Genomic DNA, 25946 nt, shown 5'->3' on the forward strand with positions numbered 1-25946 from the left:
TCTGAGAAAGCCGGTGTGAGCCCATCATAGCCACTGGCCAACATATGGCCTGAATTCTATCGTGTGGGTTGTGACAGAAGGGCTTGGCAATCAAAGACAGAAGGGCTTGGCAACAATGACAGGGCTGCTGTGAAATCCGACGCACACATACTGATCGTCGACGACGACAAGGGTATCCGCGACCTGCTGCAGGAATTCTTCCAGAAGCGGGGCCTGCACACCTCGGTTGCCGCCGACGGCGTCGAGATGGGGACCATCCTGCGGCGCGTCCAGGTGGACCTCATCGTCCTTGACGTGATGCTGCCCGGCAAGAGCGGGCTGGAGCTGTGCCGCGACCTGCGGGCCCAGTATTCGACGCCGATCATCATGCTGACCGCCGTCACCGAGACGACCGACCGCGTCGTCGGCCTGGAAATGGGCGCCGACGACTATGTGCCCAAACCCTTCGACCCGCGCGAGCTTTTGGCGCGCATCCGCGCCGTGCTCAGGCGCAATGGCGCCGCCGAGCCCAAGCGCGCTTCTACCAAGCAGATCTACCGCTTCGCCGGCTGGACGATGGACTGTGCTCGGCGCCGGCTGATCGCACCCGACGATGTCAGGGTCGAACTGACCATGGCCGAATTCAACCTGCTGCAGACCTTCGTCAAGAGCGCGCAGCGCGTGCTGACCCGCGACCAGCTAATCGAACTGTCCGGCGGCGACAGCGACTATTCCTTCGACCGCAGCATCGACATCCTGGTCAGCCGGTTGCGACGCAAGATGGAGGACGACCCGAAGACGCCCAAGCTGATCCTGACCGTACGCAGCGGCGGCAACCAGTTCCTGCCCGAGACGACCTCCGAATGAGGCGTTTCCTGCCGCAGACCTTGCCTGTCTGGGTGCTGCTGATCGTCATCGCCGGCCTGCTGATCAGCCAGGTCGCGACCCTTTACATCGTATCGCGCGACCGCGCGGCCGCCAACGACGTCGTCGACCTCTACCGGCTCAACGACCGTGCCTTCTCGCTGGTGCAGCTCATGCATGACGCCAGTCCGGACGAGCGCAAGGCGACGGCGAGCGGCCTGTTCAATTCAACCTATGCGCTCACCATTTCGGACACACCGGCGGTCACTTCGTCGATCGCCGGTGACGACGAACTGGCCGAACTCGAAGACATCCTCGTCGGCAGGCTGTCGAAATTCGGCATCACCGATGCACGCGTACGCCGCGATCCGGCGACGCGCGAGGCCGATGACGCGGACGGCACGGCGCCGGGACCCGACATCGGCCAGGTCGAACGCGACCTTCTGGTATTGGCCGCCGACTTCGCCCAGAGCGACAAGCTGACGGCGTCGCTGCGCTTCGCCGACGGCCAATGGCTGAACTTCACCGAGCCGATCACGCCGGTCGGCCCGATCCTGAGCTTCGACAGCCTGCCGCTCTATTCGCTGATCGCAGGGCTGGTGGTGATCATGTCCATCTGGTCGCTGCACCGTCTGACGGCGCCCTACCGGATGATGGAAACCGCCGTGAACCGGATCGGCAAGGATCTGAAGAGCCCACCGATCGCTGAGAGCGGCAGCCGCGAAGTGCGAGCCGCCGCCAAGGCGATCAACGCCATGCAGGCAAGGTTGCGCGAATATGTCGAAGACCGCGAACATCTGGCGGCGGCACTGGCGCATGATCTGCGCACGCCGATGACCAGGATGCGCCTGCGCCTGGAGCTGTTGCGCAAATCGGCGGTCCGCGAGGCATTGGCGCACGACCTCGCCGATGTCGAGGGCATCGCCAGCTCGGTGATCGACTTCGCCACCTTCGAAGTGACCGAGGAAAAGAACGAACGCATCGATTTCTGGTCGCTCGTGGAATCGATCGCCGACGGCTATGACGACGTATCGTTCGACGACGAGACCCGTTCGCGCGGGCTGATCTGCATGGCGCGGCCGGTCGCGCTCAAGCGCTGTGTCACCAATCTGGTGCAGAACGCGGTCACCTACGGCAAGAAGGCGCATCTTACGCTGCGCCGGTCGGAAGGCATGATCCTGCTCACCATCCGCGATGAAGGGCCCGGGATACCGCAGGCACAGATCGACGCCGTGTTCGGCTCGTTCGTGCGCCTCGAACAATCGCGCAACCGCCAGACCGGCGGTCTGGGCCTCGGCCTGACCATCGCCCGCAACATCGCGCGCGCCGCCGGCGGCGAGATCAGCCTGTCCAACAACCCGGGCGGTGGCCTGCTAACGCAACTGCGCCTGCCGCTGGCGGCTTAAAAAAAGAGGTGCGATTGGTCGCCGCGCCTCGTCGCCGTTGGTTCCGAAGAACCTACCGCCGCAGCACCGCGCTCAGCACATCGCGGATACCGATGGCGCCGACGAAGCGCGACTGATCGTCGAACAGCGCCACGGGAGCGGTCTGCGAACGGTGCATGGCCAGCATCACGGTTTTCAGCGAGGTGCCCGGATTGGCCCAGAACACTTGCGCGGCTTCTTCGGATTGGCCTTCGACGTCGGCGCACGACACCCAGACCGCCGGCTTGCCATCGCGTTCGGCCGCCGCCACAAGCCCGTGATCATCGATCTTGAAGCGCGTTGTCTTGCGGCGGTCGAGCCACACCCAGCCGTCCTTGCCGTGCTCCAGATCGCGACGGTCGCGCATCACGTTCCAGGCGGTCAGCACCGACAGCGGGTTCACATTGGCGATGAAGTCGCGGACATAGTCGTTGGCGGGCCGCAGCACGATGTCCTCCGGCGCGCCGGTTTGCACGATGCGCCCACCCTCCATGATGGTGATGTGGGAACCGATCTTCAGCGCCTCCTCGAGGTCGTGGCTGACGAAGATGATGGTCTTCTTCAATTCGGCCTGCAGCTGCAACAATTCGTCCTGCAGCTTGGTGCGGATCAGCGGGTCGAGCGCCGAGAACGGCTCGTCCATCAGCAGGATCGGCGCCTCGGTGGCGAAGGCCCGCGCCAGGCCGACGCGCTGCTGCATGCCGCCCGACAGCTCATGCGCGTATTTCTTCGACCACTGGTCGAGATTGACCAGCTTGAGCTGGCGTTGCACGCGCTCCTTGCGCTCGGCTTCCGGTACGCCGGCGAGTTCGAGGCCGAGACCGACATTCTCCTCCACCGTGCGCCAGGGCAAAAGGCCGAACTGCTGGAACACCATCGCCACCTGTTTCTGGCGCAGGCGCCGCAGGGTCGCCTCGTCGCAGGTGACGACGTCGACGGTTTTGTCGCCATCCTTGACCAGCACCTGGCCGCGCGACACCACGTTGAGCCGGTTGACCGCCCGCAGCAATGTCGACTTGCCCGAACCGGAGAGACCCATCAGCACGGAGATTTCGCCCTCGTTCACGGTCAGGCTGGCGCCGGCGCAACCCAGTACATTGCCGGTCTTTTCGAGGATCTCGGCGCGGCTGGCTCCGGCGTCGATCATTTTCAGCGATCCGGCCTGGTCGGCGCCGAAGACGATATCGACGTTCCGGAAATCGACGGCGACGGTCATTTCTTGCCTCCAACGGCGATGCGGGTCATCCGGTCGAGCACGATGGCCAAAACGACGATGGCGAGGCCCGCCTCGAGCCCGAGGTCGATCTTGCGCGAACCCAGCGCCCGGTTGATTTCGGTGCCGAGGCCGCCGGCGCCGATCAGTGCGGCAAACACCACCATCGACAGCGACAGCATGATCGATTGCGTCAGACCGGCCATGATGGTGGGCAGCGCCGAGGGCAGCTCCACCTTCCACAGCAACTGGCTCTTAGTGGCGCCGAACGCCTCGCCGGCCTCGACGATCGACTTCGGCACCGAGACAACGCCGAGATGCGTCAGACGAACCGCGGTCGGGATGACGAAGATGATGGTGACGATGAGGCCGGGCGCATTGCCGAGGCCGAACAGCGTCAGCACCGGGATCAGGTAGACGAAGGTCGGCAGCGTCTGCATCAAATCGAGCACCGGCAGCATGACGCGATAGACCTTCGGCTTGTGCGCCGCCCAGATACCGAGTGGCACACCGATGGCCATCGAGGCGGCGGCGGCGGCAACCACCAGCACCAGCGTCTCTACCGTCTGCTTCCAGAGGTTCTGGTTGAGGATGAACAGCAACCCGAGAAAGACAGCCACGGCCAAGCCTCTCGATCGCTGCAGATAATAGGCAAGCAGTGCAATCAGCGCGATCAGAAGGACGGGCGGTACCAGCAGCAGCGAGTCGACCACTCCGTCGAGCAGGAAATTCAAACCGCCGGAGAGACCGCGGAAGAAGGTGTTGAAATTGTCGGTAAGGAAGGTGAAGAACGCTTTGCCCCATTCGCCTATGGGGATTTTATAACTGACAAAGAATTTTGAAATCGGATCCATCTTGCCCCTCTTTGGCAGTCGCCGTCCTTGCCGGACGGTCATCTTGTCACAGGATATGAAAAAGGGCAGCCCTTTCTACAGTGACTGCCCTTCTTGATCGGTCACGCCGAACGCAAGACCTGCTCAGCTTCCGAGCGCAGTCTTCACGGCTGCAGCGGCGTCGCCGCCATCGAACGTGGTCACGCCGGCAATCCACGGGGCAACCGCGTCCGGATGCTTCTTGAGCCAGTCGGTCGCAGCCGTATTGGCGTCAGCGCCCTTGAGGATCGCGTCCATTATCTCGCCTTCCATATCGAGATTGAACTTCAGGTTGGCGATGAACTTGCCGGCATTCGGGCACTCGGTGGTGTAACCCTTGCGCACATTGGTATGGACAGTGGCGGCGCCGAAGCCGCTGTCGCCCATGCCATCGAGATAGGTGATCTTCATGGCACCCATCACCGGATGCGGCGTCCAGCCGAGGAAGGCGATCCATTCATTGCTCTTCATCGACTGCTCGGCCTGCGTCAGCATCCCGGCCTCCGAGGATTCGACCAGCTCGAAGCCTTCGAGGTTGTCTTTCGGGTTCTTGATCATGTCGAGGATGATGCGATTGCCGTCATTGCCGGCCTCGATGCCATAGATCTTGCCGTTGAACTTGTCCTTGAACTTGCCGATATCGGTCAGCGATTTCACGCCGGCGTCAGCGACATAGGTCGGCACGACGATGCCGTAGCCGGCGCCGGTCAGGTTGGTGCTGATCGTCTCGACCGAGCCGTCGGCGGTATAGTCCTTGATGTCGTTGGTCATCGACGGCATCCAGTTGCCGAGGAACACGTCGAGATCCTTGTTCTTCAGCGACGCCATGGTCACCGGCACCGACAGCTGGATCGTCTGCGGCTCATAGCCGAGCGCGGTCAGCAGCACGGAGGCGATGCCGGTCGTCGCCTGGATGTCGGTCCAGCCGACATCGGAAAGGCGCACCGCCTTGCAGCTCGCCGGATCGCCGGCGTAGGCAGCGCTGGTGGACAAAAAAGCCGCCAGGCCGAGGCCGGCGACGAAAGAGTTCATACGCGACATAGACAGTCTCCCATTGTGATTCTTTGGCGAAGCGTAGCTACGGTTCTATGCCCGCCTTGTTTCGTCAGCCAAACACCATTTTGGTGTGGTTTCAAGCATTAAGACAATCGCGATCAACGGCGCGGGCTGGCCAATCAGCGACACATCAGGCGCTTTTGCCATGCCGGACGGTTTTTTCGAAGACGGGCCGGCTTTTTCAGGGGAATGCGGGCGACCGCCCCTCCCCGTATCAGGGCAAGTCGGCTTAAAAGAGCGGCATGGCCAAGCTTTACTTCCACTACGCGACTATGAACGCCGGCAAGACGACGATGCTCTTGCAGGCCTCTTACAATTATCGCGAGCGCGGCATGGGCACGATGCTGTTCGTCGCCGGCCACTACCGCAACGGCGACACCGGCCTGATCTCGTCGCGCATCGGCCTGGAGACGGAAGCCGAGATGTTCCGCGATGGTGACGATCTGTTCGCCCGCGTCGCCGATCATCACGCGCATACGTCAGTGCATTGCGTCTTCGTCGACGAGGCGCAGTTCCTCGAGGAGGAGCAGGTCTGGCAGCTCGCCCGCATCGCCGATCGGTTGAACATCCCGGTCATGTGCTACGGCCTGCGCACCGATTTCCAGGGCAAGCTGTTTTCCGGCTCGCGCGCGCTGCTGGCCATCGCCGACGATTTGCGCGAAGTGCGCACCATCTGCCGATGCGGCCGCAAGGCGACGATGGTCGTGCGCCTCGGCCCCGATGGCAAGGTGGCGCGCCAGGGCGAGCAGGTGGCAATCGGCAAGGATGTCTATGTCTCGCTCTGCCGCCGCCACTGGGAGGAAGAGATGGGCCGCGCCACGCCAGACGATTTCATCGGCTTTATCAAAGGCTGACTCTGTCTCTTGGTTAGGAGCAATTCCAGGGGAAGCGCTATGTGCTTTCCCGGGAATTGCTCGGGCTCACACGGTCGAGACACGCCGTCTTGGAAACCGCCAGCCAAGCCGCACACCAAGCGTTGCCAGCGCAATCAGTGCCATGCCGGCCGCCTGCGCCGGTCCGAGGGGATGCCCATAGATCGCCCAGTCGACGATGATGGCGACGACCGGATAGATGAAGGTGATGACGCCGATCATCGGTGTCGTCAGGCGTGGGAAGGCCGAATTCATCAACACATAGGCGATGCCAGTGTGCAGCACGCCGATGCCGAGCAGCCAGCCCCATGATGCAGGCGCAATATGTTGGCCGATGCCGGCGAACGGGGCGAGCATGACGACCCCCGCCAGTGTTTGGCAGAGTACCGTGATTTCGGCGCGCTGCTGGCCCAGGCCTTTGGCTAGGATCGTTGTAACGGCATAGAGCAGTGCGCCGCCCAGCGTCAGCGCAATGCCCGGCACCCAGTTGGCATCGGCATGACCGTGCGCGAAAACGAGGCCGCTGGCCAGCACGACGCCGAGAAACGCACCGAGCATCCACAGCAGTTGGTCGGGCGAGATGCGTTCCCTTAGGAAAACCACGCCGATCAGGACCACGAAGAACGGCTGGATATGGTAGATAATCGTCGTCGTGGCGATCGACGTCATGGCGAAGCCTGCGAAGAAGGCCGTCCAGCTCAGCACCATGCACACGCCGGCAAGTGCTGCAAGGGCAAGCCGGGACGGCAACAGCGTCCGATCCGGCAGGTAGCCGCGCAACAGGCACCACACAAGAAGGAAGATCGCGCCGAACACGCATCGCCAGAAGACGACGGCAACGGGATGCAGCCCCGATTCCGTGGCGAAGGCGCCGACCGTGCCGGCAATCACCATTGCCAGAGCGAGGCTGGCGGCCGGAAAGCGGGCTGTCGATGCGTCTGCCATGGGTGTTTCGTCCAGCCGGTACTCCCAACCATCTGGTCACCGGCACGGCCTTCAAACAAGCGAATAGATTTGGAATGATCTATTCGATATGCTGATAGCACCATGGCCACGCCACTCGATCTCAACCTGCTGAAAACCTTCGTCGCCGTCGTCGAGAGCGGCAGCCTTTCCAATGCAGCACCTCGGGTCGGCCGCAGCCAGTCGGCGGTCAGCATGCAGATGCAGCGGCTGGAGGAGATGGTCGGCAACCAGCTTCTGGTGCGTGGTCCCAGAACCGTCACTCCCAATGCGATCGGCGAGGATTTCCTGATCTATGCGCGCCGGTTGCTGAAACTGTCGGATGAAGCCTGGGCAAGCGTCACCCGGCCCAAGGAGACAGGCAGCGTCCGCTTGGGGGTGCCCGACGATTATGCCGCCTTCCTCCTGCCGCCCGTGCTCTCACGCTTCGCGGCGGAGCATCCCCTGGTGACGGTGGAGTTGATCTGCGAACAGTCGACCGCGCTGGTGAAGACGCTGGCGGAGGGGCGGCTGGATCTGGCGATCATCACCCGCTTGCCGGAGCAGCCGCTTGAGGTGATCCGGCTGGAACGCTTCGTCTGGGTCGCCTCGCCCAACCATGTCGCCTGGGAGGCCGACCCGCTTCCGGTCGCCTTGTTCGAACCGGGCTGCGCCGCCAGGATGAATGTCCTGCAGGCGCTTGGCGATGCCGACCGCTCCTATCGCTGTACCTATTCAAGCGCCTCTCTGCTTGGCCTGATCGCCGTCGTCCAGGCCGGGCTCGCGGTGGCTGGCCTTGCGATGCGCAGCGTACCGCCATCGCTGCGCATCGTCGGCGGCAATGAAGGGCTGCCGGTGCTGCCGGACCTCGAAATCGGCATCCTGCGCAACCCGCTGTCGACGACCCAGGCGGTCGAGCGGCTGAATGATTTCCTGCGCCGCGATCTGGCACAACAGGCCTGACTCGCGGGCCTGTCTTCCGCAATCCCGCCGCGATGCAGCGTTTGTTAAAGGCTCGGTACTATAAGGCCGCCAGCCAGAACTCTCCGGGGGCAGCATGTTAAGAGCCGCTTCGTCCGCCAGCATCCTTCTCCTCGCCAGCTCGCTTGTGGCCCATGCCGGCGGCGACCCGACCCTGGGCAAGAAGGCCTTCAACCGGTGCATGGCCTGCCATGAAGCAGCCACCGACCGCGACAAGGTCGGTCCGCATCTGTTGGGCGTCGTTGGCCGCACCGCCGGTAGCGCCGAGAGTTATCTTGGCCGCTATTCCGAGGCGATGAAGAGTGCCGGCGCCGCCGGCCTGGTCTGGGATGAAGCCAATATCGCCGAGTATCTCAGGGCACCCAAGCTGAAAGTGCCCGGCAACAAGATGGCGTTTGCCGGCCTGACCAAGGACGACGACATCGCCAATGTCATCGCCTATCTGAAGGCCGATCCCAAGCCCTGATCCGCTGTTCGCCAGCTCTGTAAAACCGGCTTTCTCGTCGCATATCGCGGCCGCGATTGCTTCGGTGGTTTGCCCAATACAAAGGCATCCGTGCGCCTTCGCCTTGCCGCATGAAAGTTCAATGACAGCTGAACTATGGCTGGTCGGCAAGCTAATCACGCTAAGCCCAAGCCTTCACTGGCTTTCAAGACCCTGGCGAATTTTTTTGTTTTCACGCCGCCCTTGTCTTCACGTCTTTCAATCCCCTGATGCTCCACATATATTCGCCGCTGTTCGCGACCAGCGACGTCATGCCGAAGCGGGAGGCCCCAATGGCGACATTGCAGAATTTCGACGCCGAAATTGCCAAGACCAAGCAGGTCGTGCAGGACATGCGCTCCAAGATCGAGCAATCCGGCACCATGCTTGATACGCTTGCCACATCAGACAAGAAGATCGGCGACGCCAATTTCGACCTCGAGAACGCCCGCATCGAGGATGTGCTGAAGCAGCAGAAGGTGATGGAAGGCAACATTGCCGACCTGATCATCGGGCTGGAGGACGCCACCAACGTCTTCGGCGCCGAGTTCGAGAGCATGAAGAACTACACCGGCTGGGAAAAATTCATTGGCATCTTCTCCAGCCAGAGCAAGCAGCGCATGCGCACCGACCGCGTTCGCAACATGTCGCTGGCCGGCAATCTGCAGGAACTGCTGGTCAAATCCGACACCATCGTCGGCATATTGAAGGCGCAGAAAGAGGTTCTCGACCAACGCTACAAGACCTCGGAAACCAGCCTGTCGCAGGTGATCGAGCGCCGCAAGACCACCATGACCAACCTCGAAGCCGTGCAGAAGCGCATCGAGGAGCTCAACCCGATGCTGCTCGACATCGAAAACAAGATCGCCGCTTCGACCAGCCAGAAGGACCGCACGCAGCTCGAAGGCGAACGCTCCAAGCTGGCGACGGAATACAACGAAAAGCAGGCCAAGGAGCAGGAACTGCTGGCCGAGAGCCAGACGCTCGAGCGTTACACCTCGATGTTCCAGACCTTCGTCGATTCGCTCAACAACCAGATCGCCGCGCAATCGACGCTGATCAACAAGCTGACCATCGATACCGAGCAGCGCATCGTGCTCTACAAGGCGCTGGAAGATTCGCTGAAGACCGCCGCCCAGCAGGACGTCGCCCACAAGATCAACACGCTGGGCAGCCAGGTCGACAACACCGCCGAGGAAACCATGGCCGGTATCGGTGCTGCTTCGCAAAAGCACATCGGTGACCTGCTTGAGATGCACGAGAAGAACATGGTCGCCACCGCCGATATCCAGCGCCGCAAGAAGCTGGCCGACGATGCCTTCGCCCGCCGCTTCGACGAGGTGCTGAAGAAGCACAATTCGGCTAACTACGTGCAGTCTTAAGGGTGACAGCACTGCCCGCGAGCGACCAGGCATGACCCCCGAAAACGAAGCGGCGGCACGGTATTTTTCCGCCATCACGGCCGCGCTCAGCGGCCTTGAAGTGTTCATGCGCGACGATCGCTCGCCGCTCTACCGGCACGGCATCGTCGCCAAGATCGTCGCCGAACACATCGCCAGGCTCGACAAGTCGTTTTCCTGCTGGCGCAACCGGCTCGGCTTCATGGACACATTCCGCATTTCGCGCGCCGAAAGCGGATTTCCGGTGTTCCAGAACCTGCTCGAACTGGAAAACGACCGACGCCAGGCCGACGCGCGGCTTGCCAACATTCCGCTCGCCGGCGAGTTGCGCGAGGAAATGGCCGACTTCATCCTGCGCCACAAGGAATTCCCCGCGGCGCTGCAGAAGTCGATAGCCGAGCGGCTTTATCTCGAGGACGTGAAAAACGAGAACACGTTCGGCCCGTTCACCCTGGCGCAAACGGCCAAGGTCTCGGTCAATCCGAAGACGGGGCGGCCCTATTATCTCGTCCACTGGGCGACGTTCGACGGCAGCGCCAACCTGCCTCTCGTCTACATGGTGACGGTGGAGGATTCGTCCGAAACGATGATCCGCCAGCTCGTCGACAGAAACGGCAAGCTGAACGAGACAATCGACATTCCTCTGCCGGTCGATGGCCTGCTCAATCCCGAGCTTGCCCACCGTTTCGACGATTTCACCGAGAAGAACTCCGCCTACACGCTGTCGCCGGCGACCATCGCGGTCAATCTCGACAAGGATTTCGAGCCGCTGCACCCCAAGCAGCTGCGCCGCGTCGTGCTCGGCCCGTTCTATTCGGCTGGCATCACCGACAACAATTCGACGGTGACCGAAGTCCTGGCCAAGGTGCGCAAGCCCGAAAATGCCTGGCTGCTGACCTGGACCATCCAGGAGGTCTATTCCAAGGCCGAGAAACCCGGCCGCAAGGGGCTGTTTTCCAGCGAGAAGACGACGCAGGAATTCTTCATCAACACCGACGATCTGGAAGCCGCGCGCCAGGGCGTGTCGAGCTACGAAAACCATGCGCTGATCCCGCACGAGGCCTATCAGGCGCTCTACGCCGCCGGCGAGGCGCAGAAGATCTTTGCCGGCTACAAGGTTCACATTCTGTCGAACGGACAGGTCATCTCAGACGTCTGACCGTCACACCACGGAGCACCCTTCATGGATACCGGCCTGACTACCATCCCGGAAGCCGCCATCGAGAAGCACCGCGCCACCGCGCAGAGCTTCATCACCCGCGTCGTCGTGCTGGAGGACCCGTCTAGCTCCTCCGGCACCGCGCTTGCCGGCACCAACCGCCGCTTCGTTTCGACCGTCTCGGCCGGTTCGGTGCGCCGCACGCGCGAGGTCGAGCTGGCCAAGACCGTCGGCGCCGTTCATCCCGACGACCAGCTGCTGACCATCCCGCAGCACACCCTCCTGTTTCGCGCCCGGCGCGGCACGGCGATCGCGCTGGCAATATCGGACGTCTTTGCCGAGGGCTCGGACCTTGAAAGTCTGCAGGCCAAGAACACCCGCGCGCCGCTCGAGGGCGACGAGGCGTCCACCTTCAAGAAGCTTCTGTCGGCCTCGGCTTACATTTCGGCCTTCAGCCTCGCCTCCTACCTGTTCCAGCTGATCGACAGTGACGGCGAGGCGCCCAACGACAGTCCCGAACCGGACTTCCTGTTCGATACGCCGCAGGATGCGGTGAAGTCGATCCTGGCAGGCCTCGACAAGGCGATCTCGGGATCGTCCGACGACGCCGACCTGATGACAAGGGCGCGCGCCTTCGCCCGCGTCGCCATCGACGGGCTTCTGGCCCGCAAGGGCCGCTTCGACGGCATCGGCCCGTTCGAGAACGCGCATATCCGTATCGATGCCGACGATTTCACCCTCGATGGTTTCGACGTCGCGCCGGGCAAGCGTTCAAAACCGCTGGTGATGACATTCAAGAAGCCGGAAGAGGTCGTCGGCAACCACATCGCCAAATACCAGTCGGTCAAGCTCGCCAAGATGCTGATGGCCTACGACTTCGAGCGCGAACTCAATCCGTTCGTCGAACTCGGCGGCTTCCTGTTCACCTTCATTGGCGACGGCGCCCCCGGCACCGGCAAGACGACGCTGATCCAGATGATCGCCGGCCTCGTCAACGGCTATTGCCAGGTCGCCGGCTATCCCTTTGCCTACGAGAATTTCGGCGTCGACCAGATCTCGTCCTATCAGGGCAAATCAGGCCAGAACTGCCGCCAGTTCATCAACAATGTGCTGAACCCGCGCGTCATCGGATTCGGCACCATCGACGACATCGACCAGGTGGCGGCGCGCCGCTCAGACGACCGCGCCTCGGCCGGCCAGCAGGAAATCACCGGCGTCTTGATGGATGCCTTCGCCGGTGCCGCGACCGTGGTGCGCGGCAACTGCTCGTTCGGCATGTTCTCCAACTATCCCGAAAATGTCGACGACGCGCTGCGCCAGCGCGCCGGCGCCCGCTGGCTGGTCGACGGGCCGCAGAGCCGCAACGACTACATCGACATTTTTGTCCTGCTGGCGGGAAAAAACCACAAGATCCCGCTCGGCGACCACGATCTCTACGCCGCACAGGAAATCCAGCGCGCCGTGACCGAAGCCTATGAGGAGCACGAGAAGCCGCAAGAAGACGGGCTGGTGAAGGTGTACGAACGCTACATGAAGGAGAACGGCGCACCGAAATCGATGGCCGACATCGGCACCTATCTGCACCTGATCAAGGATGCCGAGCCCCGCTTCACCGGCCGCGCCATCAAGAACGTCACCGACGCTATCAAGATGCGCGCCATGGACATCGAGCTTCCCGACGACTGGTTCGAGAAGCCGGAGGTCTTCATGCACAAGGGCTACGACGAGAAGAAAGCGATGATCGAGGAACTGCGCGGGCCGTTCTCGATGGACATGGTCATGCAGGAGATCAACCGCTATGCCGACTCGGAGTTCCGCTATTCCGACAAGTCCGACGACTCCGCCGTGCAAAAGCTGCTGCGCGACGCCCGCCTGCGCGAGCGAGCCGCGCGCGAGATGGAGGAGATGAAGAAGAAGGGGCTATGGAATGCCTAGAGGTAGGCAATGACCCCCGCCAAGAAACCCGATCTCCTGCGCGACAACGAGCTGATCTATGGCCGGCTGCTGACGGTCGACGAGCCGCACCTCATCCAGCGCTACAACAAGGCGCTGGCCGCGTTCGGCTTGAAGCCGACGAAACTGAAGAGCTTCCAGATCGACCGCACCGGCTTCTCGCCCGAAGTGGCCGAGGAATGCGATGATTATGACTATCTCGATCCCAATGAGGTCAACCGCCGTTTCATCATCCTGACGCCGTCGCAGATCGACCTGCCGGTGGTGCACACCGCCTTCTCCAACACCTCGCAACTGATGTTCGAGTTCATGTCCAGGAACCGGCGCGCCATCGATGCGCTGACGATCAAAGACGTCATCTACGGCGAGATCGAGGATTCCATTCCCAAGGTCAACGACATCGAGGACTTGCTGTCGATCAGCCAGGTCGAATTCAAGGTGCTGTCGGCTGAGGATGTGCTGGGCAAGGCAGCCGAACTCGGCAAGCTCGTCGACCGGCTGAAGCAGGAGCCAGATGCCTGGCGCGACAACGCCATGCTGACCCGCATGGTCGAGCTCGCCAAGATCTGCGGCGACATCCGCGAGAACGCGCTGGTACCCGACCAGGTGATCTTCCGACACAACGCCTACTGGACCAGCCATTTCGGCGGGCTCTACGTGTTCGTCGATCCGGATGTGACGACGGTGATCAGCGATCCGGCCGCCCCCGGTTTTCGCCGCTCGCGGCCGTGGCAGGTCAGCTATCTCTCGATCAACGACGCCGACAAGGTGTTCAAGTTCCTCGCCACCACCGGCCGCATCGAGCTGCCGCGTGCCTCCTGGGTCGAGACCTCGGGCTATCTCGAGCACCGGGCCGAGATGGTGGTGCGCGCGCTGATCCGCGACGCCGAGCCGAACCGCAACTTGACCAATGTCGACAAGGTCTGGCTGCAGACCTGGATCCAGAGCCATGCCGACCTGATCACCAGGGACGGCAATTTCCCTTTCCTCAACGCCGCCAAGCGCGAGATCGCCCAGCTCGGCCACCTGAAGATCGAGGATGTCTTCCCGCAGCAGCGTTTCCTGGTGATCCGCGCCAAGCCAGACCACCCCGACGCCTGGCTGACCAACCGGCTGATCTCGGATTTCGTACCGTCGGACTTCGTCTCGCGCTACATCTTCAACAAGGACGGCTTCTACAAGGACTATGACGGCTTCAGCGACGCCTGGCGATCGCATGTTGTGGACGTTCTCAAAACCACATATTTGAAGGACAAGGTGGCGTTTCGCACACGCCTCTACGGCCTGACTGACTAGAACGAAATGAGCCGTTATATCGTTCTAACTTCTTGTTTTGGCGCATGATGTTATCCAAAAAGTCTGCAACTTTTTTGGCATCATGCTTTGAGGGGGTGACACAGCCATGCTCGATCCGATCGTGAATTTCTTCACCCGCATTTTCCAGTGGATTGGCCGCGGTATCGGCCTCGTCATCGGCGTGATCCTGTGGCCGTTCCTGTGGGCCGGGCGCTGGTACACGCAGCGCGGCTGGATCCTCAAGGCGGCGGTCGGCCTCGCCCTGCTGGTGCTGATCGGCCTCTACGCCAATTTCTTCTACGCCACCCAATGGTGGAACAATTTCAACCCGAACTATCCCGACACCTACACGTTCGAGAAGCGCAATGTCTCCGCCGGCGAACAGGTCGCCGCCGGCGCTGGCACCGACACCGCCAAGACCTGCGGCAACTCCGGTATAGCCCAGATCGCCGCTGACCTGACCGACTTCAACGTCAACCAGAATGCCTGGATCTCGTCGATGATCCTCTACAAGCTGGGCCTGTTCGGCATCGACTGGGACCACACGCCGTGGATGGACAACAAGGCCTCCTTCCAGCGCGGCATCAACCAGGCGGTGCGGCGCACCGCGACCGAACTCGCCGACAATCTCGGCCGCGTCCGCACCACCTCGCAGATCGACAGCGATCTGCAGAATGCCCGCGGCAATCTTCAGTTCGACGAGGAGACCTGGTATTTCGGCCTGAACCCGTTCGGCCCCAAGACGCCGACGCCAAGCTACTATCGCGACGCCGTGCGCATGCTGCGTTCCTTCAACGCTCGCCTTGCCACCTGCCAGGCGACATTCGACGCCCGCGCCGACAATCTGAAACAGTATATCGACCGCATCTCGTCCGACATCGGCTCGACATCGGCGATCCTCAAGGAACGCGCCGAGAACCACAACAATGGCTGGTTCGACTTCCGCGCGGACGACCGCTACTGGTTCGCCTATGGCCAGCTCTACGGCTATTACGGCCTGATGAAGGGAGCCCAGGCCGACTTCGAGGACGTTATCAAGGAAAAGCATCTGCAGAACCTGTGGGACACGATGGACTCGCAGTTCGTTTCGGCGCTGCGCATCCAGCCCTTCATCATCGCCAATGGCCGCGAGGATGGCTGGCTGTTGCCGACGCATCTGACGACGATGGGCTTCTATGTGCTCAGGGTGCGCTCCAACATGGTCGAAATCAGTAACGTTCTGACGCAGTAGCGCTGTTCCATCAGGGACCAGGCGATGGCGAATTTGCGCCGTCGCCTCTGTCGCATTCCGTGCATTGTGCGGCTGTTTTGAGACGGCGGAACGGCGCGTCCTCTGGCTTCTATACGGCGCGGCAACGGAGCCGGGAAGAACCGACGACAGGTCGGCCGGTCCGCAGAGGAACTTTCTCCAGAGGAAACATAGTTGCATACAAGTTGACGCCGCGGCTGCGACAGGGTTAGAACATGCCCGCGCCCGGTTCCAACCTGCTTGCCAGTAAGATCAAACCCGTCCCCTCCACCGTCCAATCCAGAGGAAAGCCGTCATGGCCGAAGTGAAGTCCGACATCGAGATCGCGCGCGGCGCCAGGAAAAAGCAGATCCAGGAGATCGGCCAGAAGATCGGCATCCCGACCGAACATCTGCTGCCCTATGGCCACGACAAGGCCAAAATATCTGCTGAATTCATCAAATCGGTGAAGGGCAACAAGGACGGCAAGCTGATCCTCGTCACCGCCATCAACCCGACTCCGGCCGGCGAAGGCAAGACCACGACCACGGTCGGTCTCGGCGACGGCCTGAACCGCATCGGCAAGAAGGCGATCGTCTGCATCCGCGAGGCCTCGCTCGGCCCGAATTTCGGCGTCAAGGGCGGCGCCGCCGGCGGCGGCTATGCGCAGGTCGTGCCAATGGAGGACATGAACCTTCACTTCACCGGCGACTTCCATGCCATCACCACGGCGCACAATCTGCTTTCCGCACTGATCGACAACCACATCTACTGGGGCAATGAGCTCGGCATCGACACCCGCCGCGTCGTCTGGCGCCGCGTCATGGACATGAACGACCGGGCGCTGCGCGAGATCATCTGCTCGCTCGGCGGGGTCGCGAACGGTTTCCCGCGCGAGGGCGGCTTCGACATCACCGTCGCCTCGGAAGTGATGGCCATCCTGTGCCTGTCGACCGATCTGAAGGACCTGGAAAAGCGCCTCGGCGACATCATCGTCGCCTATCGCCGCGACAAGTCGGCCGTCTATGCCCGCGACCTCAAGGCCGACGGCGCCATGGCCGTGTTGCTCAAGGACGCCATGCAGCCGAACCTGGTGCAGACGCTGGAGAACAACCCGGCCTTCGTGCATGGCGGCCCGTTCGCCAACATCGCGCATGGCTGCAACTCGGTCGTCGCCACCACGACGGCGCTCAAGCTCGCCGACTACGTCGTCACCGAAGCCGGCTTCGGCGCCGACCTGGGTGCTGAAAAGTTCTTCGACATCAAGTGCCGCAAGGCAGGCCTCAAGCCGGCGGCGGCCGTCATTGTCGCCACCGTGCGCGCCATGAAGATGAATGGCGGCGTCAAGAAGGAAGACCTCGGCAAGGAGAACGTCGAGGCGGTGAAGAAGGGCTGCGCCAACCTCGGCCGCCACATCGAGAATATCCGCCAGTTCGGCGTGCCGGCGGTGGTTGCGATCAACCACTTCTACTCCGACACCGACGCCGAAATCCAGGCGATGAAGGACTATGTCGCCTCGATGGGCGAAGAGGCGATCCTGTGCAAGCACTGGGCGCACGGCTCGGCCGGCATCGAGGATCTCGCCAACAAGGTGGTGGCACTGGCCGAATCCGGCGCTTCGCAGTTCGCGCCGCTCTATCCCGATGCGATGCCGCTGTTCGAGAAGATCAACACCATCGTCCAGCGCATCTATCGCGGCTCGGAAGCGATCGCCGACAAGTCGGTGCGCGACCAGCTCAAGGCCTGGGAAGACGCCGGCTACGGCCACCTGCCGGTGTGCATGGCCAAGACGCAGTACTCGTTCTCGACCGACCCGAACCTGCGCGGCGCGCCGACCGGCCACACGGTGCCGGTGCGCGAGGTCAGGCTTTCGGCAGGTGCGGGCTTCGTCGTCATCATCTGCGGCGAGGTCATGACCATGCCCGGCCTACCGAGGGCGCCGTCCTCGGAAAAGATCTTCCTCAACGAGATGGGCCAGATCGAAGGCCTGTTCTAGAATCTTTCTATTCGAACAGAAAGGGCGCCGCAGCGATGCGGCGCCCTTTCTGTTTTCAGATAGTCCCTACGCGGCGCTGCGTGACAGCGCCCGCTGGTTGGAGCCGAAGATGGTGTCGCGTTCCGGCAGCGCGCCGGTCTTCAGGCACTCGACCCATTCGGCGGTCTTGAGCACGGCGGCAAAGCGCGACTGCAGGATGATCGTGACCACGCGGTGGATCTCCTCGGCCGAGGCGTAGCCGGCGCTGTTGGCGTAAGGCACCGATCCGGTCGCATCCGACAGGAACTCGACGGCAAAGCCCATATGCACGGCGTGGATGATGGTCGACAGGTCGCAATTGTGCGTCATGTAGCCCACCACCGTGATCGTATCTATGGCGTTGGCGCGCAGCCAGTCCTCGAGGTCGGTGCCGGTGAAGGCGGAAGGCAGGTTCTTTTCGACATAATGGTCGCGCTCACGCCTGGCGATTTCGGGATGCAGTTCGCCGCCATGGCTGCCCCTGGCGAAGATCGGCGATGTCTCGGGCGCCATCTGCTTGACGACCACCACCTTGATGCCGGCAGCAGTCGCTGCATCCATCGCCCGCGCCACATGGACGACGCTGTCGCGGAACGGCGGATGCTGGATGGCAAGACTGCCGCCATCATAGTCGTTCTGCACATCGACGACGATCAGCGCCCGGCGTGGCGTGGCGTGGGCTGGGTCAGACATGGTGTTTTCCTTTCCGGCTTGAATGCGATGGACCGAAAATAGGCGGACTCCCCGGCAGCCGAAAGTGGCCCGATTGACATCATTCGAAAGAATTAGGACAATCCGCATTCAACTGCCGGAAGCACCCATGACCGACCCGATCATTGCCGTACTCGCCTTCGACGGCATCAGCCCGTTCCACCTTTCCGTACCGTGCCTGGTCTTCGCAGAGGACAGGACGGCGCTTGGCCTGCCGCGCTTCGACTTCCGCATCTGCGCGGTCAAGCCCGGCCGGATCCACACCGAGGCCGGACTGACAATTGCCGCGCCGCATGGACTCGAAGGGCTCGACGGCGCCGATATCGTCATCATTCCAAGCTGGCATCATCTCGGCGAGCCGGCATCGCCGCCGCTGATGGAGGCGTTGCGCCGGGCGCACCAACGCGGCGCCTTGATCGTCGGCCTGTGCCTCGGAACCTTCGCCATTGCCGCGGCCGGGCTGCTTTCGGGCCGTCGTGCCGCGACGCACTGGGCCTATTCCGAACAGTTGCAGAAAATCCATCCCGACGTCGCCGTCGACGCTTCGGTGCTCTATGTCGACAATGGCGACATCGTGACTTCGGCCGGCGTCGCCGCCGGTCTGGACTGCTGTCTCCACATCGTGCGCGCCCGCTATGGCGCGGAAGCGGCACTCCGGCTCGCCCGCCAGATCGTGCTGTCTCCGCATCGGCAGGGCGGCCAGGCGCAATTCATCGAGCATCCGGTGGCAAGAAGCGCCGATGCTGACCGCTTCACCCAGGCCCTCGACTTGGTTCGCGCTACGCTTGGCGAGACGCATAGCCTCGACAGCGTCGCCGAGGCCGCCGGCCTGACCCGGCGCACCTTTACCCGCCGCTTCCAAAAATCGATCGGCACCAGTTTCGGCGATTGGCTGACCAGCCAACGGATAGAACTGGCTCAACGGCTGCTGGAGGCAACGGAGAAATCGATGGACATGGTGGCATTCGAAGCCGGCTTCGGCAGCGCCACCTCGCTGCGCCAGCATTTCGCCGCAAGGCTGAGGACATCGCCGGCGCAATATCGGCGCGAATTCTCCAGGCGGGCCGGTCAGGACGAGCGAATGGCGCTGTCGCACTGATCCATTCAATCCCGCTTGACCTGATGTGCCGGATTGCCGACCACCGTGGTGTTCGCAGCCACGTCGCGTGTCACCACCGCGCCGGCGCCGACGATGGCACCTTCACCGATGCTGACGCCGCCAAGGATGACGGCTGAGCCGCCGATCCACGCATTGGCCCCGATCTCGACCGGCCTGGCGATCTCCAGTCCCGCTTGCCGCCCAGCGGCCTCCCTGTGGTGCTCGGCGCAGTAGATCTGCACATTCGGGCCGAGCAGCGTTGCCTTGCCGATGCGCACGCTCGCCGTGTCGAGGATGGTGCAGCCGGTATTGAGAAAGACGCCGTCGCCGAGAAAGATGTTGAAGCCATAGGCGCAGTGAAACGGCGCCTCGATGCGGGCGCCCTCGCCGGCGTTGCCGAGCAAAGCTTTCAAGCCCGACCCGAGATTGCCGAGCTGCCGCGGCGGCAGGCAATTGTGCTCGAACACCACGTCACGCGCTACCACGCGCAAGGACTCCAGCTCGTTATCGAGGCAGGTGTACCATTCGCCGGCCGCCATCTTCACGCGCTCGCTTTCGGCCATGACGCTGTCTCCAGTTCACGTCCTTCAAAAGCACAAGTGCGGCCAACAGAAAAGCGCCGATGCAAGTACTGGTCAAATATTGGACCTATGGTAGCCTGCGTCTCAAGGCCGTCCTGGCCCGATGATCGAGGGGGATCGACCATGCTCTACATTCTCGCACTTCTGATCGGCGTCATTGCCGGTCTTCGCGCCATGACGGCGCCGGCTGCCGTTGCCTGGGGCGCTTATCTCGGCTGGCTGCCGGTTGCCGGCACCTGGGCGAGCTTCATGAGCCACTGGGCGGCTGTCGGCATCTTCACCATCCTGGCCATCGTCGAACTGGTCACCGACCAGTTGCCGTCGACGCCGAGCCGTAAAGTGCCGCAGCAATTCGGCGCCCGCATCGTCATGGGCGCCTTCACCGGCGCGGTGATCGGCGCCACAGGCGGCGCCACCATCGGCGGCTTGATTGCCGGCGCCATCGGCGCTGTCATCGGCACGCTGGGCGGCGCTGAAGCTCGCGGCCGCCTCGCAGCCGCCTTCGGCAAGGATCCGCCCGCCGCCTTCATCGAGGACGCGGTGGCGATCATCGGCGGCCTGCTGATCGTAGCGGCGGTGGCATGACGACGAAAACCTTCGACGCCATCATCATCGGTGCCGGACAGGCTGGCCCTCCGCTGGCCGGCCGGCTGGCGGCCGCCGGCATGAGCGTGGCGCTGATCGAGCGCAAGTTGGTCGGCGGCACTTGCGTCAACACCGGCTGCATGCCGACCAAGACCATGGTCGCCAGCGCCTACGCCGCGCATCTTGCGCGCCGCGCCGCCGACTATGGCGTGACGCTCAGTGGCACCGTCGGCGTCGACTATGCCAGGATCAAGGCGCGCAAGGACAAGGTGACGATCGACTCCCGCACCAATCTCGAGACCTGGATTGCCGGCATGGACAAATGCACCCTCTATCGCGGCCATGCGCGTTTCGAATCTGCCAACACTGTGCGCGTCGGCGATGACCTTCTGACCGCCGAAAAGATCTTCCTCAATACCGGCGGCCGAGCCTCGGTCCCAGACCTGCCCGGCATCCACGACATCGACTATCTGACCAATTCCTCGATGATGGATCTCGACGTGCTGCCCCGCCATCTCATCGTCGTCGGCGGCAGCTACATCTCGCTCGAATTCGCACAGATGTTCCGCCGCTTCGGTAGCGAAGTCACCGTCATCGAGAAGAGCCCACGCTTGACCGGCCGCGAGGACGAGGATGTCTCCGCCGCCATCCTGTCGATCCTCGAAAACGAGGGCATCACGGTCCATGTCGGCGCCGACGACATCGCTTTCGCCAGACAGGGCCAGGACATTGCCGTGACCTTCTCCGCCGGCAAACCGCCGGCGGTCGGCTCGCACGTGCTGCTGGCTCTGGGGCGGACGCCCAACACCGATGACCTCGGCCTGGAGAGGGCTGGCGTGGAGGTCGACAAGCGCGGCTTCGTCTCTGTAGACGACCAGTTGCGCAGCAGCGTGCCCGGCATCTGGGCGATGGGCGACTGCAACGGCAGGGGAGCCTTCACCCACACCTCCTACAACGACTACGAGATCGTCGCCGCCAACCTGCTGGACAACGATCCGCGCAAGGTCAGTGATCGCATCGAAGCCTATGCGCTCTACATCGACCCACCGCTCGGCCGCTGCGGCATGACCGAGGCCGCGGTGAAGAAATCCGGCCGTCGCGCGCTGGTCGGCCAGCGGCCGATGACCCGCGTCGGCCGCGCTATCGAAAAGGGCGAGACGCAGGGCTTCATGAAGATCCTGGTCGACGCAGACACGAGGGAGATCCTCGGCTGCTCGGTACTCGGACCCGGCGGCGACGAGGCTATCCATTGCGTGCTCGACCTGATGTACGCCAAGGCGCCCGTCGACACGCTGGCGCGTGCCGTCCACATCCATCCGAATGTCTCGGAACTGCTGCCAACCATTGCCCAGGAATTGAAGCCGCTGGTTTGACAGCCTGTTGGCGACCCCATTTCAAGCTCTTCCTTTTCTGCATCGCTGCAATGCAGCAATGCAGCTTGCGCACGGTGGCGTCCTTCGCGCAGTCTCAATTTGAACCGATTCAGTCTGGACGCCCCATGCCCTTGCCGATCCTTGCGCTTGCCATTGCGTCCTTCTGCATCGGCACCACCGAATTCGTCATCATGGGCCTGCTGCCCGAGGTCGCAGCCGACCTCGGCGTGTCGATCCCTTCTGCCGGCCTGCTGGTTGCCGGATATGCGCTGGGTGTCGTCTTCGGCGCCCCGATCGTCGCGATGGCCACCGCGCATTTGCCGCGTAAGCCTGTGCTGGTCGGGCTGGCCGTCCTGTTCGTCATCGGCAATCTGTTTTGCGCCATCTCGCCCAACTACTGGACGCTGATGGCCGCGCGCGTTTTCACCGCTTTCGGCCATGGCGCCTTCTTCGGCATCGGCTCGGTCGTTGCCGCCAGCCTGGTGCCGCGCAACAAACGCGCCAGCGCCATCGCGCTGATGTTCGCCGGGCTGACGCTGTCCAACATCCTGGGTGTTCCCGCCGGAACCGCACTTGGCGAAGCGTTCGGCTGGCGCTCCACCTTCGTTGCCGTGGTCGGTATCGGCCTGATCTCGGTGGCAGCGATCGCCTGGCTGGTGCCGTCCGATGTCGCCCAGCCAAGCGGTGGCGGCCTGCGCGGCGAGCTGCGCGTGCTGGGCAAGCTGCAGGTCTGGCTGGCCATGCTGATCGCGGCGCTGACCTCCGCAAGCCTGTTCACCGTCTTCACCTACATCAAACCCTACCTCACCGAGGTATCGGGCTTGTCGACCTCGGCAGTCACGTGGGTTCTGCTGCTGTTCGGCGCGGGCATGACCATCGGCAACATTATCGGCGGCAGACTGGCCGACTGGAAACTGATGCCGACAGTGATCGGCACGCTGCTGCTGATGGCCCTGCTTTTCGTTGGCTTCAGGCAGTTCGGCGCAATCGCAAGCGTTGCCGTCGGCATCGTCTTCCTGTGGGGTCTGCTGATCTTCGTCGTTGTCCCGCCGCTGCAGATCCGGGTCGTCGAGGCGGCCTCCGAGGGACCGAACCTCGCCGCCACGCTGAACCAGGGCGCCTTCAATGTCGGCAATGCCAGCGGCGCCTGGATCGGCGGCGTGGCCCTTTCCGCCGATGTTTCCTATGCCAATCTGCCGCTGGTCGGCGCAGCACTCGCCCTTTTGGCGGTCACCGTCGCTGTGCTGTCGCAGGCGCTGGACCGGCGCGCGCCGGTCATCCCGCTTCCGGCTGAATAGCCTCTTGCGCCCATAGCGCGGCGGGCTGGACCAATCGACATCGGTGCTTTCAAATCGCATGTCTTCTGGTCCTTGATGGAGGAAGTCATGCAGAAATCGATCGAGCGCATTGCCGGCGAAAGCGAAGGGGTTTCCTACGAATTCCCGCTGTTCCGCTTCACTGGTTCCGACAAGGCTGCTCCTTCGGCATACCTACAGGCGGCACTCCATGCCGGCGAGTTGCCGGGCGTCGTCGCCATCGACGCGCTGATGCCGATGCTTGCCAAAGCGGAGGCCGAAGGCCGCATCAAGGGCAACCTCACCATCGTGCCCTGGGCCAACCCTGTCGGCCGGGCGCAATATCATTTCGGCGAGCATCAGGGCCGCTTCAATCTCGGCACGCGCACCAATTTCAACCGCGGCTTTCCACTGCTCGCCGCGCCCGACACAGCGCTCTTGCCCGACACCACCCTTGGCAGCGTCGACCAGCGGCTGAAGACGCGGCTGGTGCAGCTGTCGCTCGGCCATGATATCGTGCTCGACCTGCACTGCGATGACGAGGGCCTAGCCTATCTCTACGTCCACACCAGCCTGTGGCCTGCCATGGCCGATTGCGCCGCGGCCATGGGCGTCGACGCGGTCGTGCTGTGGAGCGAGGACACCGACGGCACCTTCGAGGGCGCCTCGATCATGCCCTACCAGAATGTCCCAGCTGATGTAGCCAAGCTCGACCGCCGCGTCGCCACCACCGTCGAATATCGCGGCATCCTCGATGTCGACGGTGCCCTGGCCGCCGCCGACGCCGACGGCCTCTACCGGCTGTTGGTGGCGCGCGGCGTGATCGCCGATAGCACCCTGCCCGCGCCGGGTCCCTTCGCCGGCGTCGTAGCCCCATTGGAAAACATCGACATGATGCCGGCGCCACGGGCAGGTGCCGTGCTCTACGACGTGAAGCCGGGCGACCGTGTTGCCAAGGGAGCGCGCCTCGCCACCATCATCCATGCGCCGGGTGAAGCCGACGGCCGCACCGAAGTGTTCGCGCCGCAGGACGGCATCATCCTGACCCGCCGCTCGCGCCGCATCATCCGCGCCGGCGAGGATCTTCTGAAACTGGTCGGCGAGAGGAAGAGCGCCGACGCGAGGTCGGGAACGTTGGAGGACTAACTCCAGCTATCCGGAAATCGCCTGCCGCGCCTTCGCCTCCAGCCATTCCGCCATCTGCCGGTAAGGCACCGGGCCGTGGCTGATGCGGCCGACACCCAGTTCCGCCAGCCGCTGGCGCGCCGGTACGTGCGCCAGCGCAATGATGTTGACCGGCAACGCAATTGCCTTGCAGAGCGTCTCGATCAGGCCCTCATCGCCAAGACCCGGCGCAAAAAAGCCATGCGCGCCGGCTTTTTCGAAGGCCTGTGCGCGCTCGATGGCCTGGTCGAGCAGAACGTCGTCATGCGCATCCGGTTTCGCCTTGAGGAAGATGTCGGTTCGAGCGTTGATGAACGCCGGTATGCCGGAAGCCTTGACGGCCGCCGCCGCGGCTTCGATGCGCTTTGCCTGGACAGAAATGTCATGCAGGCCGCTGCCACCGACAATCTGGTCTTCGAAATTGAAGCCAATGGCGCCGGCCCGCAGCGCCAACGTCACCGTGCGAGCCACAATCTCCGGATCGACGCCGTAGCCGCCCTCGAGGTCGATGGTCACCGGCAGGTCGACGGCAGTGACGATGCGCTTGATGTTGTCGAGCGCCAGCTCCAGCGGGATTTTCTCGCCATCGGCATAGCCGAACGCGGCAGCCACCGGCCAGCTTCCGGTGGCGATCGCCTTGGCGCCCGCTTTCTCGACGATCTTGGCCGAACCCGGATCCCAGACGTTGTAGAGAACGATCGGGTTTCCCTTGACGTGGAGGGAATGGAACGTCCGCGCACGCTCGATCTGCTCGGTCATGGTGTTTTCCCGTCTCCTGCTGCGGAACAGTCTAAGCGGCACTGTCCGCCCTGGCGATGTGCCATGAGACGCTGAAGCGGCGGCCACCGGACAGGCTTTTCAAATCAGTTGCGCATCCGGTTTTTCGCGGCTATGGATTTTCGCCATGAACATGCGTTCGATCAAGACCATTTGGTGGTGGGCCTGCTGACAGCGGCCTGTTCGAACACGTGCGCGTGAAAAGAGAGGGTGGCCGCAACGGAAAGTCCGGGCGGCCATTTGTTTTTTCCAAGCCATTCCCGGGTCCGTTGCCCAAGAAGCTGATGGAGACGGCAATGACGATGAAGGTTCTGGAAAACGGCGCGGAAAGTTTCGTGACCGCGGGTGGCATAACCATCACGCGCGCGCGCCACGATCGGCCCTATGCAGGTGCGATTGACGCCTATGTCGATGGCCTGAATTCGCGCCGCGGTGCGGTATTTTCCTCAAATTATGAATATCCCGGCCGCTACACGCGCTGGGACACCGCCATCATCGATCCGCCGCTGGTCGTCTCGGCGCGCGGCCGCGCCATGCGCATCGAAGCGCTGAACGGCCGTGGCGAGGTGTTGTTGCCGGTCATCGGCAAGGCACTCGCCAGCCAGGCGCATGTCACCATCGCCG

The 25946-nt window shown here is 63.0% G+C and carries 23 protein-coding genes and 1 pseudogene; 17 read left to right on the plus strand and 7 right to left on the minus strand.

Annotation, left to right across the window (positions count from 1 at the left end):
- Window positions 1-129: 129 nt before the first annotated feature.
- Together EOB49_RS07200 and EOB49_RS07205 are read left to right on the plus strand one after the other, a co-directional pair.
- Window positions 130-846: a response regulator transcription factor gene (locus EOB49_RS07200; RefSeq protein WP_127380588.1), complete on the plus strand. Its 717-nt coding sequence runs from the start codon at window positions 130-132 to the stop codon at window positions 844-846.
- The gene (locus EOB49_RS07205) at window positions 843-2249 is read left to right on the plus strand and encodes an ATP-binding protein (RefSeq protein WP_127380589.1); all 1407 of its coding nucleotides are present in this window, start codon (window positions 843-845) and stop codon (window positions 2247-2249) included. The genes EOB49_RS07200 and EOB49_RS07205 overlap by 4 nt, the downstream gene beginning before the upstream one ends.
- A 52-nt stretch (window positions 2250-2301) precedes the next feature.
- Here EOB49_RS07205 and choV read toward each other — a convergent pair whose 3' ends face one another.
- From choV to EOB49_RS07220, 3 genes are all read right to left on the minus strand, one after another.
- Window positions 2302-3483: a choline ABC transporter ATP-binding protein gene (choV, locus tag EOB49_RS07210; protein ID WP_024504539.1), complete on the minus strand. Its 1182-nt coding sequence runs from the start codon at window positions 3481-3483 to the stop codon at window positions 2302-2304.
- Entirely contained in the window at window positions 3480-4334 is an 855-nt protein-coding gene (gene choW, locus EOB49_RS07215; RefSeq protein WP_127380590.1) for a choline ABC transporter permease subunit, read from the minus strand. The genes choV and choW overlap by 4 nt, the downstream gene beginning before the upstream one ends.
- Before the next feature lie 123 nt (window positions 4335-4457).
- Window positions 4458-5393 carry a choline ABC transporter substrate-binding protein gene (locus EOB49_RS07220; protein WP_127380591.1) on the minus strand — a complete coding sequence of 312 codons (936 nt, stop codon included), beginning with the start codon at window positions 5391-5393 and terminating at the stop codon, window positions 4458-4460.
- Between the two features lie 257 nt (window positions 5394-5650).
- Here EOB49_RS07220 and EOB49_RS07225 point away from each other — a divergent pair, with 257 nt between their 5' ends.
- Complete coding sequence (locus EOB49_RS07225; RefSeq protein WP_127380592.1) at window positions 5651-6262, plus strand: thymidine kinase; 612 nt, start codon at window positions 5651-5653, stop codon at window positions 6260-6262.
- A gap of 66 nt (window positions 6263-6328) precedes the next feature.
- Here the strand turns inward: EOB49_RS07225 and EOB49_RS07230 are convergent, their stop codons facing one another.
- Entirely contained in the window at window positions 6329-7225 is an 897-nt protein-coding gene (locus EOB49_RS07230; protein ID WP_127380593.1) for a DMT family transporter, read from the minus strand.
- 102 nt (window positions 7226-7327) lie between these two features.
- Between EOB49_RS07230 and EOB49_RS07235 the strand changes: the two genes are divergently transcribed.
- The 8 genes from EOB49_RS07235 (at window position 7328) to EOB49_RS07270 (ending at window position 17719) form a co-directional block, all read left to right on the plus strand.
- Window positions 7328-8185 (plus strand): LysR substrate-binding domain-containing protein, encoded by an 858-nt coding sequence (locus EOB49_RS07235; RefSeq protein ID WP_127266551.1) that lies wholly within the window; start codon window positions 7328-7330, stop codon window positions 8183-8185.
- 94 nt (window positions 8186-8279) lie between these two features.
- Window positions 8280-8669, plus strand: a complete 390-nt coding sequence (locus EOB49_RS07240) for a cytochrome c family protein (protein WP_127320774.1) — start codon at window positions 8280-8282, stop codon at window positions 8667-8669.
- A gap of 311 nt (window positions 8670-8980) precedes the next feature.
- Window positions 8981-10069: a hypothetical protein gene (locus tag EOB49_RS07245; protein ID WP_127266549.1), complete on the plus strand. Its 1089-nt coding sequence runs from the start codon at window positions 8981-8983 to the stop codon at window positions 10067-10069.
- 31 nt (window positions 10070-10100) lie between these two features.
- Window positions 10101-11246: a hypothetical protein gene (locus tag EOB49_RS07250; protein ID WP_127326769.1), complete on the plus strand. Its 1146-nt coding sequence runs from the start codon at window positions 10101-10103 to the stop codon at window positions 11244-11246.
- A gap of 24 nt (window positions 11247-11270) precedes the next feature.
- The gene (locus EOB49_RS07255; RefSeq protein ID WP_127380594.1) at window positions 11271-13181 is read left to right on the plus strand and encodes an ATP-binding protein; all 1911 of its coding nucleotides are present in this window, start codon (window positions 11271-11273) and stop codon (window positions 13179-13181) included.
- A 9-nt stretch (window positions 13182-13190) separates the two neighbouring features.
- Window positions 13191-14495 (plus strand): DUF6638 family protein, encoded by a 1305-nt coding sequence (locus EOB49_RS07260; RefSeq protein WP_127380595.1) that lies wholly within the window; start codon window positions 13191-13193, stop codon window positions 14493-14495.
- 106 nt (window positions 14496-14601) lie between these two features.
- Window positions 14602-15726, plus strand: coding sequence for a DUF2333 family protein (locus tag EOB49_RS07265; protein WP_127380596.1), 1125 nt, complete (start codon window positions 14602-14604; stop codon window positions 15724-15726).
- A 313-nt stretch (window positions 15727-16039) separates the two neighbouring features.
- Window positions 16040-17719 carry a formate--tetrahydrofolate ligase gene (locus tag EOB49_RS07270; RefSeq protein WP_127321325.1) on the plus strand — a complete coding sequence of 560 codons (1680 nt, stop codon included), beginning with the start codon at window positions 16040-16042 and terminating at the stop codon, window positions 17717-17719.
- A 66-nt stretch (window positions 17720-17785) separates the two neighbouring features.
- Here EOB49_RS07270 and EOB49_RS07275 read toward each other — a convergent pair whose 3' ends face one another.
- The gene (locus EOB49_RS07275) at window positions 17786-18430 is read right to left on the minus strand and encodes a cysteine hydrolase family protein (RefSeq protein WP_127380597.1); all 645 of its coding nucleotides are present in this window, start codon (window positions 18428-18430) and stop codon (window positions 17786-17788) included.
- A gap of 127 nt (window positions 18431-18557) precedes the next feature.
- On the opposite strand from EOB49_RS07275, the gene EOB49_RS07280 reads away from it, so the two are divergent.
- Window positions 18558-19547, plus strand: coding sequence for a helix-turn-helix domain-containing protein (locus tag EOB49_RS07280; protein WP_127380598.1), 990 nt, complete (start codon window positions 18558-18560; stop codon window positions 19545-19547).
- Between the two features lie 5 nt (window positions 19548-19552).
- On the opposite strand, the gene EOB49_RS07285 is transcribed toward EOB49_RS07280, so the two are convergent.
- Window positions 19553-20110, minus strand: coding sequence for a sugar O-acetyltransferase (locus tag EOB49_RS07285; protein ID WP_127380599.1), 558 nt, complete (start codon window positions 20108-20110; stop codon window positions 19553-19555).
- A 141-nt stretch (window positions 20111-20251) separates the two neighbouring features.
- Here EOB49_RS07285 and EOB49_RS07290 point away from each other — a divergent pair, with 141 nt between their 5' ends.
- The 4 genes from EOB49_RS07290 to EOB49_RS07305 all read left to right on the plus strand — a co-directional run bounded on the left by EOB49_RS07290 (window position 20252) and on the right by EOB49_RS07305 (window position 24527).
- Window positions 20252-20713 (plus strand): membrane protein, encoded by a 462-nt coding sequence (locus EOB49_RS07290; protein WP_023809876.1) that lies wholly within the window; start codon window positions 20252-20254, stop codon window positions 20711-20713.
- Window positions 20710-22086, plus strand: a complete 1377-nt coding sequence (locus EOB49_RS07295) for an FAD-containing oxidoreductase (protein WP_127380600.1) — start codon at window positions 20710-20712, stop codon at window positions 22084-22086. Before EOB49_RS07290 ends, EOB49_RS07295 begins: the two co-directional genes overlap by 4 nt.
- Before the next feature lie 125 nt (window positions 22087-22211).
- Window positions 22212-23384 (plus strand): MFS transporter, encoded by a 1173-nt coding sequence (locus EOB49_RS07300; RefSeq protein WP_127380601.1) that lies wholly within the window; start codon window positions 22212-22214, stop codon window positions 23382-23384.
- A gap of 87 nt (window positions 23385-23471) precedes the next feature.
- Entirely contained in the window at window positions 23472-24527 is a 1056-nt protein-coding gene (locus EOB49_RS07305; RefSeq protein WP_127380602.1) for a succinylglutamate desuccinylase/aspartoacylase family protein, read from the plus strand.
- Between the two features lie 6 nt (window positions 24528-24533).
- Here EOB49_RS07305 and EOB49_RS07310 read toward each other — a convergent pair whose 3' ends face one another.
- Window positions 24534-25304, minus strand: coding sequence for an isocitrate lyase/phosphoenolpyruvate mutase family protein (locus EOB49_RS07310; RefSeq protein WP_127380603.1), 771 nt, complete (start codon window positions 25302-25304; stop codon window positions 24534-24536).
- 314 nt (window positions 25305-25618) lie between these two features.
- Between EOB49_RS07310 and EOB49_RS07315 the strand changes: the two are divergent.
- Window positions 25619-25946 (plus strand): annotated as a pseudogene (locus EOB49_RS07315) (anthranilate synthase component I); the annotation flags it as partial.

It is taken from the genome of Mesorhizobium sp. M7A.F.Ca.MR.148.00.0.0 (genome assembly GCF_003997735.1).
Classification (GTDB): domain Bacteria; phylum Pseudomonadota; class Alphaproteobacteria; order Rhizobiales; family Rhizobiaceae; genus Mesorhizobium.

Excerpts from the sequence above, each read along its gene's own strand:
- EOB49_RS07295 (WP_127380600.1), top strand. The coding sequence starts at position 20,710 with ATGACGACGAAAACCTTCGACGCCATCATCATCGGTGCCGGACAGGCT.
- EOB49_RS07220 (WP_127380591.1), bottom strand. The coding sequence starts at position 5,393 with ATGTCGCGTATGAACTCTTTCGTCGCCGGCCTCGGCCTGGCGGCTTTT.
- EOB49_RS07230 (WP_127380593.1), bottom strand. The coding sequence starts at position 7,225 with ATGGCAGACGCATCGACAGCCCGCTTTCCGGCCGCCAGCCTCGCTCTG.
- EOB49_RS07310 (WP_127380603.1), bottom strand. The coding sequence starts at position 25,304 with ATGACCGAGCAGATCGAGCGTGCGCGGACGTTCCATTCCCTCCACGTC.
- EOB49_RS07205 (WP_127380589.1), top strand. The coding sequence starts at position 843 with ATGAGGCGTTTCCTGCCGCAGACCTTGCCTGTCTGGGTGCTGCTGATC.
- EOB49_RS07300 (WP_127380601.1), top strand. The coding sequence starts at position 22,212 with ATGCCCTTGCCGATCCTTGCGCTTGCCATTGCGTCCTTCTGCATCGGC.
- EOB49_RS07285 (WP_127380599.1), bottom strand. The coding sequence starts at position 20,110 with ATGGCCGAAAGCGAGCGCGTGAAGATGGCGGCCGGCGAATGGTACACC.
- EOB49_RS07235 (WP_127266551.1), top strand. The coding sequence starts at position 7,328 with ATGGCCACGCCACTCGATCTCAACCTGCTGAAAACCTTCGTCGCCGTC.
- choW (WP_127380590.1), bottom strand. The coding sequence starts at position 4,334 with ATGGATCCGATTTCAAAATTCTTTGTCAGTTATAAAATCCCCATAGGC.
- EOB49_RS07245 (WP_127266549.1), top strand. The coding sequence starts at position 8,981 with ATGGCGACATTGCAGAATTTCGACGCCGAAATTGCCAAGACCAAGCAG.
- EOB49_RS07270 (WP_127321325.1), top strand. The coding sequence starts at position 16,040 with ATGGCCGAAGTGAAGTCCGACATCGAGATCGCGCGCGGCGCCAGGAAA.
- EOB49_RS07240 (WP_127320774.1), top strand. The coding sequence starts at position 8,280 with ATGTTAAGAGCCGCTTCGTCCGCCAGCATCCTTCTCCTCGCCAGCTCG.
- EOB49_RS07275 (WP_127380597.1), bottom strand. The coding sequence starts at position 18,430 with ATGTCTGACCCAGCCCACGCCACGCCACGCCGGGCGCTGATCGTCGTC.
- choV (WP_024504539.1), bottom strand. The coding sequence starts at position 3,483 with ATGACCGTCGCCGTCGATTTCCGGAACGTCGATATCGTCTTCGGCGCC.
- EOB49_RS07225 (WP_127380592.1), top strand. The coding sequence starts at position 5,651 with ATGGCCAAGCTTTACTTCCACTACGCGACTATGAACGCCGGCAAGACG.
- EOB49_RS07250 (WP_127326769.1), top strand. The coding sequence starts at position 10,101 with ATGACCCCCGAAAACGAAGCGGCGGCACGGTATTTTTCCGCCATCACG.
- EOB49_RS07280 (WP_127380598.1), top strand. The coding sequence starts at position 18,558 with ATGACCGACCCGATCATTGCCGTACTCGCCTTCGACGGCATCAGCCCG.
- EOB49_RS07305 (WP_127380602.1), top strand. The coding sequence starts at position 23,472 with ATGCAGAAATCGATCGAGCGCATTGCCGGCGAAAGCGAAGGGGTTTCC.
- EOB49_RS07260 (WP_127380595.1), top strand. The coding sequence starts at position 13,191 with ATGACCCCCGCCAAGAAACCCGATCTCCTGCGCGACAACGAGCTGATC.
- EOB49_RS07255 (WP_127380594.1), top strand. The coding sequence starts at position 11,271 with ATGGATACCGGCCTGACTACCATCCCGGAAGCCGCCATCGAGAAGCAC.
- EOB49_RS07290 (WP_023809876.1), top strand. The coding sequence starts at position 20,252 with ATGCTCTACATTCTCGCACTTCTGATCGGCGTCATTGCCGGTCTTCGC.
- EOB49_RS07265 (WP_127380596.1), top strand. The coding sequence starts at position 14,602 with ATGCTCGATCCGATCGTGAATTTCTTCACCCGCATTTTCCAGTGGATT.